General features: G+C 72.7%; 12 protein-coding genes. 7 read left to right on the top strand and 5 right to left on the bottom strand.

Translation table 11 applies throughout. The features are described from left to right. Both AB0B68_RS06990 and AB0B68_RS06995 read left to right on the top strand, forming a co-directional pair. Complete coding sequence (locus tag AB0B68_RS06990) at nucleotides 1–969, top strand: transketolase C-terminal domain-containing protein (RefSeq protein ID WP_357258231.1); 969 nt, start codon at nucleotides 1–3, stop codon at nucleotides 967–969. Beyond that, complete coding sequence (locus tag AB0B68_RS06995) at nucleotides 966–2,324, top strand: hypothetical protein (RefSeq protein ID WP_357258233.1); 1,359 nt, start codon at nucleotides 966–968, stop codon at nucleotides 2,322–2,324. Before AB0B68_RS06990 ends, AB0B68_RS06995 begins: the two co-directional genes overlap by 4 nt. A 103-nt stretch (nucleotides 2,325–2,427) precedes the next feature. Here AB0B68_RS06995 and AB0B68_RS07000 read toward each other — a convergent pair whose 3' ends face one another. Beyond that, on the bottom strand, nucleotides 2,428–3,114 hold the full coding sequence (locus tag AB0B68_RS07000) for an SGNH/GDSL hydrolase family protein (protein ID WP_357197487.1): 687 nt from the start codon (nucleotides 3,112–3,114) through the stop codon (nucleotides 2,428–2,430). Nucleotides 3,115–3,153: 39 nt separating this feature from the next. After that, nucleotides 3,154–4,092, bottom strand: coding sequence for a sialidase family protein (locus AB0B68_RS07005; protein ID WP_357258235.1), 939 nt, complete (start codon nucleotides 4,090–4,092; stop codon nucleotides 3,154–3,156). A gap of 221 nt (nucleotides 4,093–4,313) precedes the next feature. Here AB0B68_RS07005 and AB0B68_RS07010 point away from each other — a divergent pair, with 221 nt between their 5' ends. After that, on the top strand, nucleotides 4,314–4,889 hold the full coding sequence (locus tag AB0B68_RS07010; RefSeq protein WP_357197482.1) for a hypothetical protein: 576 nt from the start codon (nucleotides 4,314–4,316) through the stop codon (nucleotides 4,887–4,889). A 93-nt stretch (nucleotides 4,890–4,982) separates the two neighbouring features. Here AB0B68_RS07010 and AB0B68_RS07015 read toward each other — a convergent pair whose 3' ends face one another. Genes AB0B68_RS07015 through AB0B68_RS07025 form a run of 3 tightly spaced genes read right to left on the bottom strand, consistent with a single transcriptional unit; the run spans nucleotide 4,983 to nucleotide 7,971 of the window. After that, the gene (locus AB0B68_RS07015) at nucleotides 4,983–5,144 is read right to left on the bottom strand and encodes a hypothetical protein (protein ID WP_357197480.1); all 162 of its coding nucleotides are present in this window, start codon (nucleotides 5,142–5,144) and stop codon (nucleotides 4,983–4,985) included. 41 nt (nucleotides 5,145–5,185) lie between these two features. Continuing rightward, the gene (locus tag AB0B68_RS07020; RefSeq protein ID WP_357258237.1) at nucleotides 5,186–6,409 is read right to left on the bottom strand and encodes an MFS transporter; all 1,224 of its coding nucleotides are present in this window, start codon (nucleotides 6,407–6,409) and stop codon (nucleotides 5,186–5,188) included. Beyond that, on the bottom strand, nucleotides 6,406–7,971 hold the full coding sequence (locus AB0B68_RS07025; RefSeq protein WP_357197473.1) for an AMP-binding protein: 1,566 nt from the start codon (nucleotides 7,969–7,971) through the stop codon (nucleotides 6,406–6,408). The genes AB0B68_RS07020 and AB0B68_RS07025 overlap by 4 nt, the downstream gene beginning before the upstream one ends. A 313-nt stretch (nucleotides 7,972–8,284) precedes the next feature. On the opposite strand from AB0B68_RS07025, the gene AB0B68_RS07030 reads away from it, so the two are divergent. The 4 genes from AB0B68_RS07030 to AB0B68_RS07045 all read left to right on the top strand — a co-directional run bounded on the left by AB0B68_RS07030 (nucleotide 8,285) and on the right by AB0B68_RS07045 (nucleotide 12,932). Continuing rightward, complete coding sequence (locus AB0B68_RS07030) at nucleotides 8,285–9,565, top strand: SGNH/GDSL hydrolase family protein (protein WP_357258288.1); 1,281 nt, start codon at nucleotides 8,285–8,287, stop codon at nucleotides 9,563–9,565. Nucleotides 9,566–9,633: 68 nt separating this feature from the next. Further along, a complete protein-coding gene (locus tag AB0B68_RS07035) occupies nucleotides 9,634–10,845 on the top strand; it encodes a cytochrome P450 (RefSeq protein WP_357258239.1) in 1,212 nt (403 codons plus the stop codon). Nucleotides 10,846–10,852: 7 nt separating this feature from the next. Continuing rightward, complete coding sequence (locus tag AB0B68_RS07040) at nucleotides 10,853–11,836, top strand: alpha/beta hydrolase (protein WP_357258241.1); 984 nt, start codon at nucleotides 10,853–10,855, stop codon at nucleotides 11,834–11,836. Further along, nucleotides 11,829–12,932: an alpha-hydroxy acid oxidase gene (locus AB0B68_RS07045; RefSeq protein ID WP_357205055.1), complete on the top strand. Its 1,104-nt coding sequence runs from the start codon at nucleotides 11,829–11,831 to the stop codon at nucleotides 12,930–12,932. Before AB0B68_RS07040 ends, AB0B68_RS07045 begins: the two co-directional genes overlap by 8 nt. Nucleotide 12,933 lies beyond the last annotated feature (1 nt).

Here is a 12,933-nt window from a genome sequence, read left to right on the forward strand (position 1 = left end):
ATGCCCCGACTGTCGTACCGCCGGGCGCTGACGAGGGCCCTCGGCGACGAGTTGGCCCGCGACGAGGCGGTGTTCCTGCTCGGCGAGGACGTCCAGGTCGGGGCGTCGCTGGTGACCACCGGGCTGGCCAAGCGGTTCGGCACCGAACGGGTCCGCGACACCCCCCTGTCGGAGCAGGCGTTCACCAGCTTCGCCACCGGGGCGGCGCTGGCCGGGCTGCGCCCGGTGATCGAGTTCCAGATCCCATCGTTGCTGTTCCTGGTCTTCGAACAGATCGTCAACCACGCGCACAAGTTCCCGTTGATGACCGGCGGGCAGTGCCGTGTCCCCGTCACCTACCTGGTGCCCGGATCCGGCTCGCGTACCGGGTGGGCCGGGCAGCACTCCGACCACCCGTACAGCCTCTTCGCCCACGTCGGCGTGGTCACCGTCGTACCCGCCACCCCGGCCGACGCGTACGGGCTGCTGGTCACCGCGATCCGCCACGACGACCCGGTGGTGGTGTTCGCCCCGGCCGGCGCGATGGACGTGCGTGACGACGTCGACGACCTGACGCCGGTGCCGCTGGGCCGCGGGCGGATCCACCGTTTCGGCGACGACGTGACAGTGGTCGCGATCGGGCACCTGGTGCACGACGCGCTGGCCGTCGCCGAGGAGCTGGCCGACCAGGTCTCGGTGGAGGTGTTCGACCCGCGCACCCTGTACCCGTTCGACATCGACGGTCTCACCGAGTCGGTGGCCCGCACCGGACGCCTCGTGGTGCTCGACGACGGCAACCGTTCCTGCGGCATGGCCGCCGAGATCATCACCTCGGTGGTGGAGCGGGTCCGGCTGCTCGCCCCGCCGCGCCGGGTCACCCGCCCGGACGGGGCGGTGCTGCCGTTCGCCCCGGCACTGGACCGGGCCGTCCAGCCCGGCCGCGACCAGCTCGCCACCGCGATCCACCTCACAATGAAGGACAGCTCATGACTGACCCGAACTACCCGTGGCCGGCGGCCGACCGGGCCTGGAACGACCTGCCGGAGCCGGCCCGTCGAGCCATGGTGGCAAACGGGGCGGCGGCCTGGGAGCAGGTCTTCCACGGTCGGGCGACGTACAACAAGCAGTGGCGGTTGGCCCGGCCCCCGGTGCTCACCGCCGACGCCTGGCGGCAGCTCAACGAGGTCTGCGACCGGCTGGCCCAGCTCATCCTCGACGCCTGCCGCCGGCGGGCCGACACCGCCGGTGAGCTGCGCCGGCTGCTCGGCGTACCGGCGGGGGAGACCCGGCTGCTGGACGAGGCCGAGCCGCTGACCGAGGCGCTGCTGGCCGCGTACCGCCCGGACGTCATCTTCTCCGCCGGCGTGCCGAAGTTCGTCGAGTACAACATCGACAGCAGCCTCGGTGGCGGGTTCGACGCCGACACCGTCATCCAACGGTACGAGGGCCTCTACCGTGAGCACGGCATCCTCGACGACCTGCCGGTGCGGGCCGCGCCGTCGCTGCTGGACCAGCGGTTCGTGGCGATCCGCGAGGAGCTGCGGCTGCCCGAGGGCGCTCGGGTGGCGCTGTTGATGGACTTCGACGGCGACTACCCGGGCCTCGACGACCCGCAGACGTTCATCCGGATCCTCGACCCCCTCGCCGTACGGGCCCGGGACTTCGGCATCGACCTGGTCATCGCCCCGGTCGCCACCGCCACACTGGACGCCGACAGCCGCCTGGTCGTCGACGGCGCACCTGTCGACGCGCTGTTCCGGCTGTTCGTGCCCAACCGGGTCACTCCGACCGCCGGTCTGGACGCGGTGGCCGTGGCCCTCGCCGCCGGCACCCTACCGATGTTCGTGTCGGCGGCAGCCTGGCTGCTCGGTAACAAGACCACGTTCGGTTGGCTGTGGGAGGACGTGGACGGGCTGCCCGCCGACGACCAGGCACTGATCCGCCGGCACGTACCGTACACGGTGCCGTTGACCGCAGCGGTGCTCGACCGGGCCATCGCCGAGCAGGCCACGCTGGTGGCGAAGCCGGCCGACGGTTCGGCCGGGCACGGTGTCCTGCTCGGCCCGGAGCTGAGCGCCGCGGACTGGGCCGACGGTGTGCGGGCCGCCGTCGAGCAGGGCGGTGCCATCCTCCAGGAGTACCTGCCGACCGACCGGGTGTCGATGGACTTCGTCCAGATCGAGACGGGTGAGACGGTCACCGCCGACGTCCCGTACTCCCTGGCCCCGTACCTGTTCGGCCGGCACGCCTCCGGCGGCCTGGCCCGGGTCGGCTACCCCGGCTGCGACGGCATCCTCAACCTGGCCCACGGCGTCCTCCTGACCGGAATCCTCCTGAGCGACTGAAGACCCGGCCCCACCCTCACCCGCGGTGATCATGAAGTTATTGCCCCGCGCTGCGGCGTGTCGTGGCAATAACTTCATGATCAACAGGTGGGTAGGGGTGGGGTCAGGGAATGCGGGGGGTGCGGTGGGGGGAGAGGACGCGCAGGGTTTCGGCCGTGGCTATGGCGTCGCTGCGGGCGCTGCCGTGGCGGCCGTCGGTGCTGTAGAGGCTGGGATCGGCCGTCAGGGGATGGTCGGTCAGGTGCACGTGGATCGTGTTCAGTCGCTCGGCCAGCTTTGCCGTGTGGGCCGACAGGCGGCGCATCCTGTCGCCCAGGCCGGGCCGGAGGTGCGCGGGCACCGCCGGGCTGTGTGAGACGTCGAACATGCCCACTGTGATCACGTCGGCGCCCACCTCGCGCAGCGCGACGATCATCGCGGTCAGCTCGGCGTCCACCGCCTCCGCGTCGTACGCCGGGTGAAAGGCGTCGTTGCCGCCGCAGACGACAAGCGCCAGGTCCGGTGCGAAGGCCAGCGCCGGGCCGAGCTGGGTGGCCCGCACCTGGTGCGCGCGCAGCCCGCGTCGACCCAGATTCCGGTACGCCAGTTCGGGGCGCACGGCGGTCAGCTCGGCGGCGACCCGGTCGACCCACTGCACGTCCGGGTAGCCCGGTGTCGGCTCACACATGCCCTCCACGACGCTGTCGCCGAGCGCCACGAACCGCCGCCACCGGTGCCCGTTCAGCAACTCGGTGGCCTCCCCGGGGCGCAGACAGTACGGGTCCGTCGATTCGGTGAGCGTCGATGGCATGCCGGCACGCTAGCCGACCGCCGGGCTGCCGGGCCAGGCTCAGCCGGTCAGGCTGACCTCGGCCAGGTAGACACAGGTCTTCCCCTCGTGTGACGAGTAGTAGCTCACCCACAGCAGGTCGTCGTGCCAGACCAGCCCGGGGTAGCTGGTGTCGCCACCGGACGGCAGCGCGACCAGTTCGGTCAGCTCGCCCCGGTCCGCATCGACGACGCAGATCGCGGTGCGGACCTCGCCGTCGTGCAGGCGCACCCCGGCCAGCAGCAGCCCGTCGGGCAGTCGGAGCAGCGCCGGCCCGCCCACCTGGACACCCAGATCCGTCCAGGTCCAGTCCCGGTACGGCGGCACGGCCCGGCCGAGCTGCGCGCTCGCGGTGGCCGCGTCCCGCCGCAGCAGGCACAGGGCGGTACCGTCCGGCGCGAAGACCAGGCCGGACTCGTTGGGGTACCCGTCAGCGAACAGCGTCGGCACCCACTGCCGCAGGTCGACCCCGTCCGTGCTGCGGTAGAGCCGGGCGAACCTCGGCTCCCGGGTGGCGTAGCCGACGCCGTACATCGCGTCGTCGTGCCAGGCCGCCCGCCACACCCAGACGCCCGGCTCGCCCACCGGGGTCGGATCACCCCAGGTGTGCCCGTCGGTGCTGAGCCAGGTCACCGTCTGGAACGTCTTGCTGGCCGCGCCGGTGGCGGCCGCCGCGAGCAGTTGCAGCCGCCCGTCGGGGCGCGCCACGGAACGGGGATCACGCAGGTCGGCACCGGGCTGCGCGATGACCGTCGCGGAGGTCCAGGACCGGCCGTCGCTCGACGTCAGTACCCGGATCACGCCGTCGTCGCTGAGGTGCGTGCGAGCCTCCCGGAAGGCGCAGAACCAGCTTCCGGCGTACCGGACGAGGTCGGTGAACGCGCTGTGCGGCGCGCTGTCGCCGATCCGGCGCACGGCGACGACCTCCGCGGTGCGGCGGCGGGTGGGTGACGACGTCATACGCGGCGGCCTCCAGGTGCGGTGACGACCGTAGACGCTAGTCAGCCGTCGCCGACGCCCACGCGACCAGCAACCGAACGTCCGACGAACAACGCGCGGGCGCTGTCGGATCGGCGTCGTTGGCGCGACGAGATCGGCGCGCTGGGACGGGATGTTGGCACCCACCGCCCACCATGGGTGGTGGGTCGACCACGGGATCCGTCGGCGAGGGAGGTGACCGGATGCTCGGTTCGTTGCTTCAGGCTCTCGCGACGAAACTGGTCGAGGAGATCCTCAAGCTCCTGGTGCAGTGGTTGGCGCCGAAGGCGCTGCGGTCGGTGCCGCACCGCGCCTCGCCGAACTGCCCACGCTGCGGCGGGTACGGGGTCCGCCGCTGGGCGCCGGGCGGCATGTGGATGTTCCTGCCGTCCCTGCTGACCTTCGCCTGGGGTTTCGGGTTCACACTGCTCGGTGTGCCGGTGGTCGTGCTCGCTGTGGTCGCCGAGTTGGTCTCCGACGGCCTCGGCGGAGTGCCGACCGCGCTGCTCGCGCCGCTCGGTCTGCTGGTCCCCGTCGCGCTGATGATCGCGGGCGCGTTCGGCCTCGCCCACTACCACAGCTACCCGCCGAAGTGGTGCGCCCGCTGTCACGGCCGGTGGCCGCGCCGGGACCGGGACGAATACCTCCGCGCGTCGGCGCCGGTACTGACCTGCGGCTGCGGTCAGCGGCTCCGGGTGCCCCGGGCGGCAGCCGGGACGCGGCTGCGCTGCCCGCGCTGCCGTACCGAGCACGCCACCCGGGCCCCGGCCGACCGGTGACGGTTCAGCGGTGCGCGTGGTGCTCGGTGAGGAGTTCGCTGAGCACGCGCGCGGCCCACTCGGCCTTCGCCGGGTCCTGATCATCCAGGGTGATCAGCGCCTTCCACAGCGCCCAGCCCCGGCCCGAGCCCAGCTGGCGTCGTCGAGACCGAGCGCGGCGCGGAAGGCGGCCCGGCTGGGGCCGTGCAGCAGGGTCCAGGCAATCACGGTGTCGCAGTCGGTCACCGGCACGCCGTAGGTGGGCTGTCCGTTCATCTGCCCGAGCCTGTGGCAGCCGGGCCGGACCCGCAACGGGTTTACCGGGTGGTGGCGGGAGTGGGCCGCACCGGTGTCTCCGGGCCGGAGGCCCTGCTCAGCAGCGGGTACGCGGTCACCACCAGGCACGCCGCCGCCATGGTCAGCAGGGCCGGGGTGAATCCCAGGGCGTCCACCGACCAGCCGCCGAGCAGCGCGCCGACCGGCAGACCGACGAACGCCAACGAACCGGCGATGCCGATCACCCGGGTCTGCAGCTCCGGCGGCACCCGCTCGTAGAGCGCCACCCCGAGCAGCGGGTTGACCGCCGCGATGCCGATTCCGGACAGGAACGTCACCACGAGCACCACCGGCAGCTCGTCGCTGATCGCCAGCGCCACCAACCGGGGCGTGCCGGCGACCAGCGCGCCGACCAGGAACGTCAGCCGCCGGGGCAGCCGGGGCCCGAGCGTGGTGAACACCAGGTTCCCCAGCAGCGCGCCCGCCGAGAACGCCGCCAACACCAGACCGAGGCCGCTCGGGCCGGGAAGCTCCCGGGCGACCCAGACCGGGATGTAGACGGCCACGCTGGCGTTGGCCACCATGTTCAGCGCCGAGATGACGGCGAGCATGCCGAGCAGCGGCCGGTCCCGGCCCAGGTAATTGAAGCCACCCCGCAGGGCGCGCAGGTAACTCTCCGGCTGGGTGGGTTGCGTCGGGGCGGCCGGCGGGCGGACCAGGACGCCGATGAGCAGCGCGCAGACCCCGAAGCTGGCCGCGTCGATGAGGATCGCCTCGGTCACCCCGAAAACGGCGATCAGCAGGCCGCCCACCGCGGCGCCGAACAGTGTCACCACCCGGCTGAGCCCGTCGTACGCGGAGGTCAGGCGGATCAGCGGCACTCCGGCGGCCTCCGCGGCCGGCCGGAACATCACGTGCTTCACCCGGTCCCCGATGCCCCGCAGCGCGCCGGCCACCGCGACGAGCGCCACCAGCGGGACGAAGCCCAACCACGGGGTCAGCGCCACGACGACCATCACCACCGCGCTGCCCGCGTCGCAGAGGATCGAGGTACGGCGCAGGCCGATCCGGTCCGCCCAGGGTGTGCCCAACGCGCTGGACAGCAGGTACGGCAGGGTCTCGGCGAACGCGACCAGACCCATCTTGGTGGGGCTGCCGGTGGTGACAAGCACCAGCCACGGAATGGTCACCACCGAGATGCGGGTGCCCAGGTTGGAGATCAGGTCCGCGCTGACCAGGACGACCAGTTGCCGGCGGGGGGTCACGCCCCGACCGCCGCCGCCCGACGGGCCGCGTACCGCGCGCGCAGTGCCCGCTTGTCCACCTTCATCGACCGGTTCACCGGCAGCCGGTCGAGGACCTCCACAGCGGCCGGCGCCCACATCTCGTTGAGTTCGACGGTCACCAGGTCGATCAGCTCCGCCCCGGTGACCGTCGCGCCCGGCCCGAGCACCACGTACGCGTGCGGCACCTCGCCGACCGTCTCGTCCGGCACGCCGATGACGGCGGCGGCCCGTACCTGGGGGTGCCCGACCAGCACGTCCTCGATGGGACGGCAGAAGATCGCCCAGTTCCGGCGATGCGTGACGATCATGTCGTGTGCCCGGTCGACGAGGTAGAGGTAGCCGTCGTCGTCGAGGTGGCCGATGTCGCGGGTCCGCACCCACCCGTCGACGAGCGTCTGCGCGGTCAGCTCCGGCTGACCGTGGTAGCCGGCGAAGCTCAGTCGGGTCCGTACCCACACCTCGCCGTCGCGGCCCGTCGGCAGCACCGCGCCGTCGTCATCGCGGATCTCAATGTGGACGTCGCCGTAGGGCCTCCCGCAGGAGCGCAACCGTTCCGGGTGCTCCGGATCGTCGGTCAGCCCGGGCAGCGCGGTGATCACGACCGCCTCGCTGAGGCCGTACACGATGCGCAGCACCGGGCCGAACCGGGCGATGGCCTGGCGCAGCCGGGCGGGCGCGGCCGGCCCGGCGCCCACGTTGAACATGAACATGGCGGAGAAGTCCGCGCCGACCAGCGCCGGGTGGTCCAGCACCTCGTAGAGCATCGGCGGCGTGACGAAGGTCGAGTTGATCCGCTCCCGTTGCACGGTGTCCACGAAGGCCACCGGGTCCCAGTCGTCGCGCAGGAACAGCACCCCGCCGGTGAACAGGTTGAACAGCGTGGTGATCTGCCCGCTGGCCAGCCACATCGGCGAGTGCGACAGGTGCCGCAGCAACGGGAACCCGGCGGCGCGGAAGTCGGCGGCCAGGGCGAGGATCTGGGCGTAGAAGCTCTCCCGGTGGTGCACCAGCTTCGGGCTGCCGGTGGTGCCGCTGGTCTGCAGGAACGACTCGGGCGCCGGCACCGACGCCGGCAGGCCCGTCCCGTCGGCGTCGGCGTCGGCCGTGAGATCGGGCCCGGTGCCGCCCGAGCCCAGACAGCACACCGGTGTGCCGGGCAGCGCGGCGGCCAGCTCCGGGCCCAGACTGGTCCGGTCCCGGGCGTCGTAGACCAGGGCGTCCGGGCGGGCCAACCGGATGAACTCGTCGACCTCCCGGCGCGCGGTCACCGGGGCGACCCACATCGTCCGGCAGCCGAGCAGATGCAGGGCGAGCTGTAGCAGCGGACCCTCCACCGCGTTCGCGACTGTCACCAGCACCGCCGACCCGGGCCGTACGCCGTGCCGGGTCACCGTCGCGGCCATCGCCCGGACCAGCGCGGCGGCCTCGGTGTAGGTGAGTCGGCGGTCGGCGCCGACAAGCGCCTCCCGGTCGCCGAACTCGGCGAAGAGGTCCAACACCCTGTCCACATAGGTAGTGGTGTGCCCGGGTCCGTCAGTCATCCGGCAGCCCCCATCTGAGAAAAGCGGCGGTCCCCGGGCAGTTCCCGGTGACGACGCGACGGTGGCGCGGTTGGCGACCGCACCGCCGCCGCCTGGAAGCCTAGGCGCGAGACGGCTGGTCGGAACCGTGCCGACGGGCGATCCGAACGGCCCGCCGGACATTTGATCGCGTCGATCAGGTTGATTGACGCCCGTCAGCGGCGGCGGCTAGGTTTCTGGACCATCGTCCAGGCGGGCGCCGTCAGCGGACGGCCCTGGGCTGCCCCACGATGGAGGTTCCATGGCAACGGCAACCCCGAAGAGATGGCCTGTCATCGCCGCTGCGGCCGCGCTGTTGGTCGCCGGCGCACCCGCCGTCGTCGCCAGCGCCGGTCCGTCCGGCACCGCCGCCGGCCGACCCGACTCCCGCGCCGAGTGGGCGGGCAGTTGGGCCACCGCGGTCACCCGGGGCAACTCGGTCGGGCTGACGAACACCGGCCTCAACAACCAGAGCGTCCGGATGATCGTGCACGTCTCCGTGGGCGGCCCGGCGCTGCGGGTCCGCCTGAGCAACCTCTACGGCGAGCAGGCGGTCACCGTCGGTCGTGCCACCGTCGCCCGGCCGAACACCGCGACACCGGACGACCTCTCCGACATCGACGCGGCCTCGGTACGTCCGTTGAGTTTCACCGGTGCGACCACGGCGACAATGAACCGGGGCGCCGAACTGCTCAGCGACCCGCTGGCCTTCCCGGTCGCTGACGACAGCGACCTGGTGGTCACAGTGCACTTCCCGACGCCGACCGGCCCGACCACGTTCCACGGGCAGTCCCAGCAGGCCAATTTCATCGGCGCCGGGGATCTGACCGGGGCGGCCGAGGGCACCGGCTTCACCACCCGTCCCACCTGCTGCTGGTTCTTCCTCTCCGGCGTCGACGTGCAACGCAAGGGCAGCCCCGGCGCGCTGGTCGTGCTCAGCGACTCCATCGGTGACGGCAACGGCAGCACCGTCAACGCCAACCGGCGTTGGCCCGACCTGCTCTCCGACCGGTTGCTCGCCGACCGGCCGGACAAGCGCACCCCGGGTGTGCTCAACCTGAGCCTGGCCGGCAACCGGCTCAACCACGAGGGCACCGAGCCGGGCGACGGCAACTACCCGGGCTACTACCAGCTCGGCCCGAACGCGGCGGCCCGGCTCAACGAGGACGTGTTCCCGCAGACCGGGGTGCGTACCGTCGTCACCCACCTGGGCATCAACGACATCTGGATGTCGAACGACTCACCCGAGGCGATCATCGGCACGTTGCGGCAGATCAACCAGCAGCTCCAGCAGCGCGGGCTGACCAGTCTGGTGGCCACGCTGACCCCGTACGAGGGGCACGGAGCGCCGGGTGTGTGGACGCCGCAGAAGGAGGCCACCCGCCAGGCGGTGAACGCGTACCTGCGCGGCAGCAGGGAGTTCGACGGGCTGCTCGACTTCGACCGGGTGCTGCGCGACCCGGCCCGGCCCAGCCAGTTGCTGCCCGCGTACGACTCGGGGGACCACATCCACCCGAACGACGCCGGCAACCAGGCGTTGGCAGACGCCGTGCCGCTGCGGCTGCTCGACCTGTGATCAGGACCGGGGGCGGCGGGTGATCCCCGCCGCCCCCGGTCACCGACATCCTGGGGAGGAGTTTGATCATGGAGGTAGGGGAGTTACTCACCGGCCTGTACAGCGAGCAGGGCAGACAGGACCCGTACCCGTGGTACGCGGAACTGCACCGGCTCGGCCCGATCAGCGCGGTGCCGGCGCGCGCCGAGCACCGTACGGTGGCCGCGGTCGCTGTCGGCTACGACCTTGTCGACGGGTTGCTGCGCGATCCGGAATGGACGAAACAGCCGCCGCCGGGCTGGGAGGAGCAGGAGATCCTGCGGACCTTTCAGACCTCGATGATGTTCGTCAACCCGCCCGATCACACCCGGATGCGGCACGTCTTCTCCCGCACCTTCACGCCACGCCGGCTCGGCGCGCTGGAACCGGTGATCCTGCGCGTGGTCGACGAACTGCTGGACCGGATGGCGGACGCCGGGGATGGCGTGGTCGACTTCGTGGCCGACTTCGCGTACCCGATTCCGGCCCTGGTAATGGCCGAGTTCGTCGGCATCCCGGCCGCCGATCTGCCGTGGTACCGCGAGCGGGTGGAGTGGATCGACGAATTCCTGGACGTGGCGGGGAAGACCCCGCAGCGGCTGGCTGCGGCCAACACCGCCGCTGAGGAGTTGCGGGCCTTCTACCGGGAGTTGATCGGGCACCGCCGCCGGCTGCCCGGGGACGACCTGCTCAGCGCGTTGGTCGAGGCGCTCGACTCCGGGGAGGTGGAGCTGACCGAGGAGGAGTTGGTCAGCAACCTGATCGTGCTGTTCAACGCCAGCTTCGTCACCACCGTCTACATGTTCAGCAACGGGCTGCCGCTACTCCTGGCCCACCCGCGGACGGTCGCGGCGCTGCCCACCGACGCCACGCTGGCGCAGGGCTGCGTCGACGAGGTGCTGCGGTTGGCGAGCCCTGTGCACTTCCTGGCCCGCGCCGCGCCGGCCGACACCGTGCTGCACGGCGTGCCGGTCGCCGCAAACGACAACGTGCTGATCATGATCGGCGCGGCCAACCGCGATCCGGCCCGTTTCCCGGCCCCGGACACCTTCGACCCGACCCGTCCCGGCCCGCCGTCGCTGGCCTTCGGGGTGGGTCTGCACTTCTGCCTCGGCGCGGCGGTGTCGCGGTTGGAGGGTCGCCTCGCGCTGCCCCGGCTGTTCGCCAGGTTCCCCGCGCTGACGGTCACCGAGACACCGACGTTCAGCGGCAGCCTGTTCCTGCGTGGCATCGACAAGCTGCTGGTCAGCACCGGCGGATAGGAGCGACATGGCAGCACACCCGGAGGTGGCCGCGTACCGGGCGGCCCGCGCCGCGGCCGGCGCCCCACCGCTATACGCACAGACCCTCTCCGAGGCGCGCGCCGCGGACCTGGCCGCGATCCGCGCCGGCAGCGGCGCGGTCGAGCCGGTGACCGAGGTACGCGACGAGCGGATCCCCGGCCCCGCCGGGGAGTTGCCGCTGCGGGTGTACCGACCGGCCGGGTCGGGTCCGCTGCCCACCCTGCTGTACTTCTTCGGCGGCGGGTGGACGCTCGGCAGCATCGACACCGCCGACGGCATCTGCCGGCGGCTGGCCAACGCGGTGCCCTGTCAGGTGATCACCGTCGGCTACCGCCTCGCCCCGGAGCACCCTTTCCCGGCGGCGGTGCACGACTGCCACGCCGCCACCTCGTGGATCGCCCGGCACGCCGACGAGCTGGGCGCCGACCCGACCCGACTGGCTGTCGGTGGGGACAGCGCCGGTGGGAACCTGGCCGCCGCGGTCACCCTGCTCAGCCGTACGGACGGGCCGCCGCTCGCCGCGCAACTGCTGGTCTACCCGAACACCGACCAGAGCGGCGAACCGGCCGGGGACGAGGACCCGGCGCTGTTCAACCGCCGTTCGGTCGTCTGGTACCGGAGGAACTACCTGGTCGACCCGGCCCACGCGAGGGACCCGCTGGCCTCGCCGCTGCTCGCCGAGGACCTGTCCGGGCTGCCGCCGGCGCTGGTGATCACCGCCGAACTGGATCCCCTGTGCGCCGAGGGGCAGCGGTACGCCGATCGGCTGCGCGACGCCGGCGTGCCCACCCGGCTGGCGCACTACCCCGGCATGATCCACGGGTTCTTCGCCATGCCGGGTACCTTCACCGACGGGCGGCGCGCGCAGGAGAGCGCGGCGGTCTTCCTCCGCGAGCGCTTCGGACTGCCGGCCTCGGCGGGCTCGGGCGAGGTGGCCGGCGTGGCCGCGGCGGGCCCCGGCGATGGGTGAGCGGGGGTTGGCCGACCGGCCGGCCGTGTCGCTCGCCGACTACGCCGAGCGCGCCCGGGCCGTGCTGCCGCCGGACGTGTGGGACTACCTGGCCGGCGGCAGCGCGTCGGAGGTGACCCTCGCCGCGAACCGTCGCGCGCTGGACCGGGTCGCGGTGCTGCCCCGGGTGCTGCGCGGCGTGGACACCGTCGACCTCGGCGCCCACCTGCTCGGCCGTCGGTACGCCATGCCGGTCGGGGTGGCGCCGATGGCGTACCAGCGGCTCGTGCACCCGGACGGAGAGCTCGCTCTGGCCGCGGCGGCCGGCGCGGCCGGGATCCCGTACCTGGCCAGCACGCTGGGCAGCACCCCCATCGAACAGGTCACCCGGGCGGGGGCGGACGTCTGGTTCCAGCTCTACTGGCTGCGCGACCGGGCGCTCGTCCGCGACCTGCTGGACCGGGTCGTCGCGGCCGGCTGCCGGGCGCTGGTGGTCACAGTGGACGTCCCGGTGCTCGGCCGACGCCCCCGGGACCTCCGCAACGCGTTCCGGCTGCCGACCGAGGTGGTCGCCGCGAACCTCCCCGACGGTCGCGACGCGTTGGCGCACTCCGGCGCCCCCGGGGTGTCCGCGATCGCCGCGCACACCGCCGCGTCGTTCGCGCCGGCGCTGCGCTGGGCGGACCTGGCCTGGCTGCGTGAGCAGGTCGACCTGCCGCTGGTGGTCAAGGGGCTGCTGGACCCGCGCGACGCGACCGAGGCGGTACGGGTCGGCGCGGACGCGGTGGTCGTCTCCAACCACGGCGGGCGGCAACTCGACGGCTCACCGGCGAGCGTCACCATGCTGCCGGAGGTCGTCGACGCGGTCGGGGACGGCTGCCAGGTGCTGCTGGACAGCGGCATCCGTTGCGGCACCGACGTGCTGCGGGCGCTGGCGTTGGGTGCGGCCGGGGTGCTTGTCGGCCGACCGCTGCTCTGGGCGCTGGCCGTCGGTGGCGAACCGGCCGCCCGGGACGCGTTGGGGCTGCTCGCCGCCGAGCTGACCGACGCGCTCACCCTGGCCGGCTGCGCGGACGTGGTGGCGGCCGGCCAACTGCGCACCCTCGGGGTGGGCTGAG

The organism is Micromonospora sp. NPDC049049 (assembly GCF_040649115.1).
Classification (GTDB): Bacteria; Actinomycetota; Actinomycetes; order Mycobacteriales; family Micromonosporaceae; genus Micromonospora.

What these genes read in the sequence shown, in the direction of transcription:
- AB0B68_RS06990 (WP_357258231.1), top strand. Translation starts at nt 1, where the DNA reads ATGCCCCGACTGTCGTACCGCCGGGCGCTGACGAGGGCCCTCGGCGAC.
- AB0B68_RS06995 (WP_357258233.1), top strand. Translation starts at nt 966, where the DNA reads ATGACTGACCCGAACTACCCGTGGCCGGCGGCCGACCGGGCCTGGAAC.
- AB0B68_RS07000 (WP_357197487.1), bottom strand. Translation starts at nt 3,114, where the DNA reads ATGCCATCGACGCTCACCGAATCGACGGACCCGTACTGTCTGCGCCCC.
- AB0B68_RS07005 (WP_357258235.1), bottom strand. Translation starts at nt 4,092, where the DNA reads ATGACGTCGTCACCCACCCGCCGCCGCACCGCGGAGGTCGTCGCCGTG.
- AB0B68_RS07010 (WP_357197482.1), top strand. Translation starts at nt 4,314, where the DNA reads ATGCTCGGTTCGTTGCTTCAGGCTCTCGCGACGAAACTGGTCGAGGAG.
- AB0B68_RS07015 (WP_357197480.1), bottom strand. Translation starts at nt 5,144, where the DNA reads ATGAACGGACAGCCCACCTACGGCGTGCCGGTGACCGACTGCGACACC.
- AB0B68_RS07025 (WP_357197473.1), bottom strand. Translation starts at nt 7,971, where the DNA reads ATGACTGACGGACCCGGGCACACCACTACCTATGTGGACAGGGTGTTG.
- AB0B68_RS07035 (WP_357258239.1), top strand. Translation starts at nt 9,634, where the DNA reads ATGGAGGTAGGGGAGTTACTCACCGGCCTGTACAGCGAGCAGGGCAGA.
- AB0B68_RS07040 (WP_357258241.1), top strand. Translation starts at nt 10,853, where the DNA reads ATGGCAGCACACCCGGAGGTGGCCGCGTACCGGGCGGCCCGCGCCGCG.
- AB0B68_RS07045 (WP_357205055.1), top strand. Translation starts at nt 11,829, where the DNA reads ATGGGTGAGCGGGGGTTGGCCGACCGGCCGGCCGTGTCGCTCGCCGAC.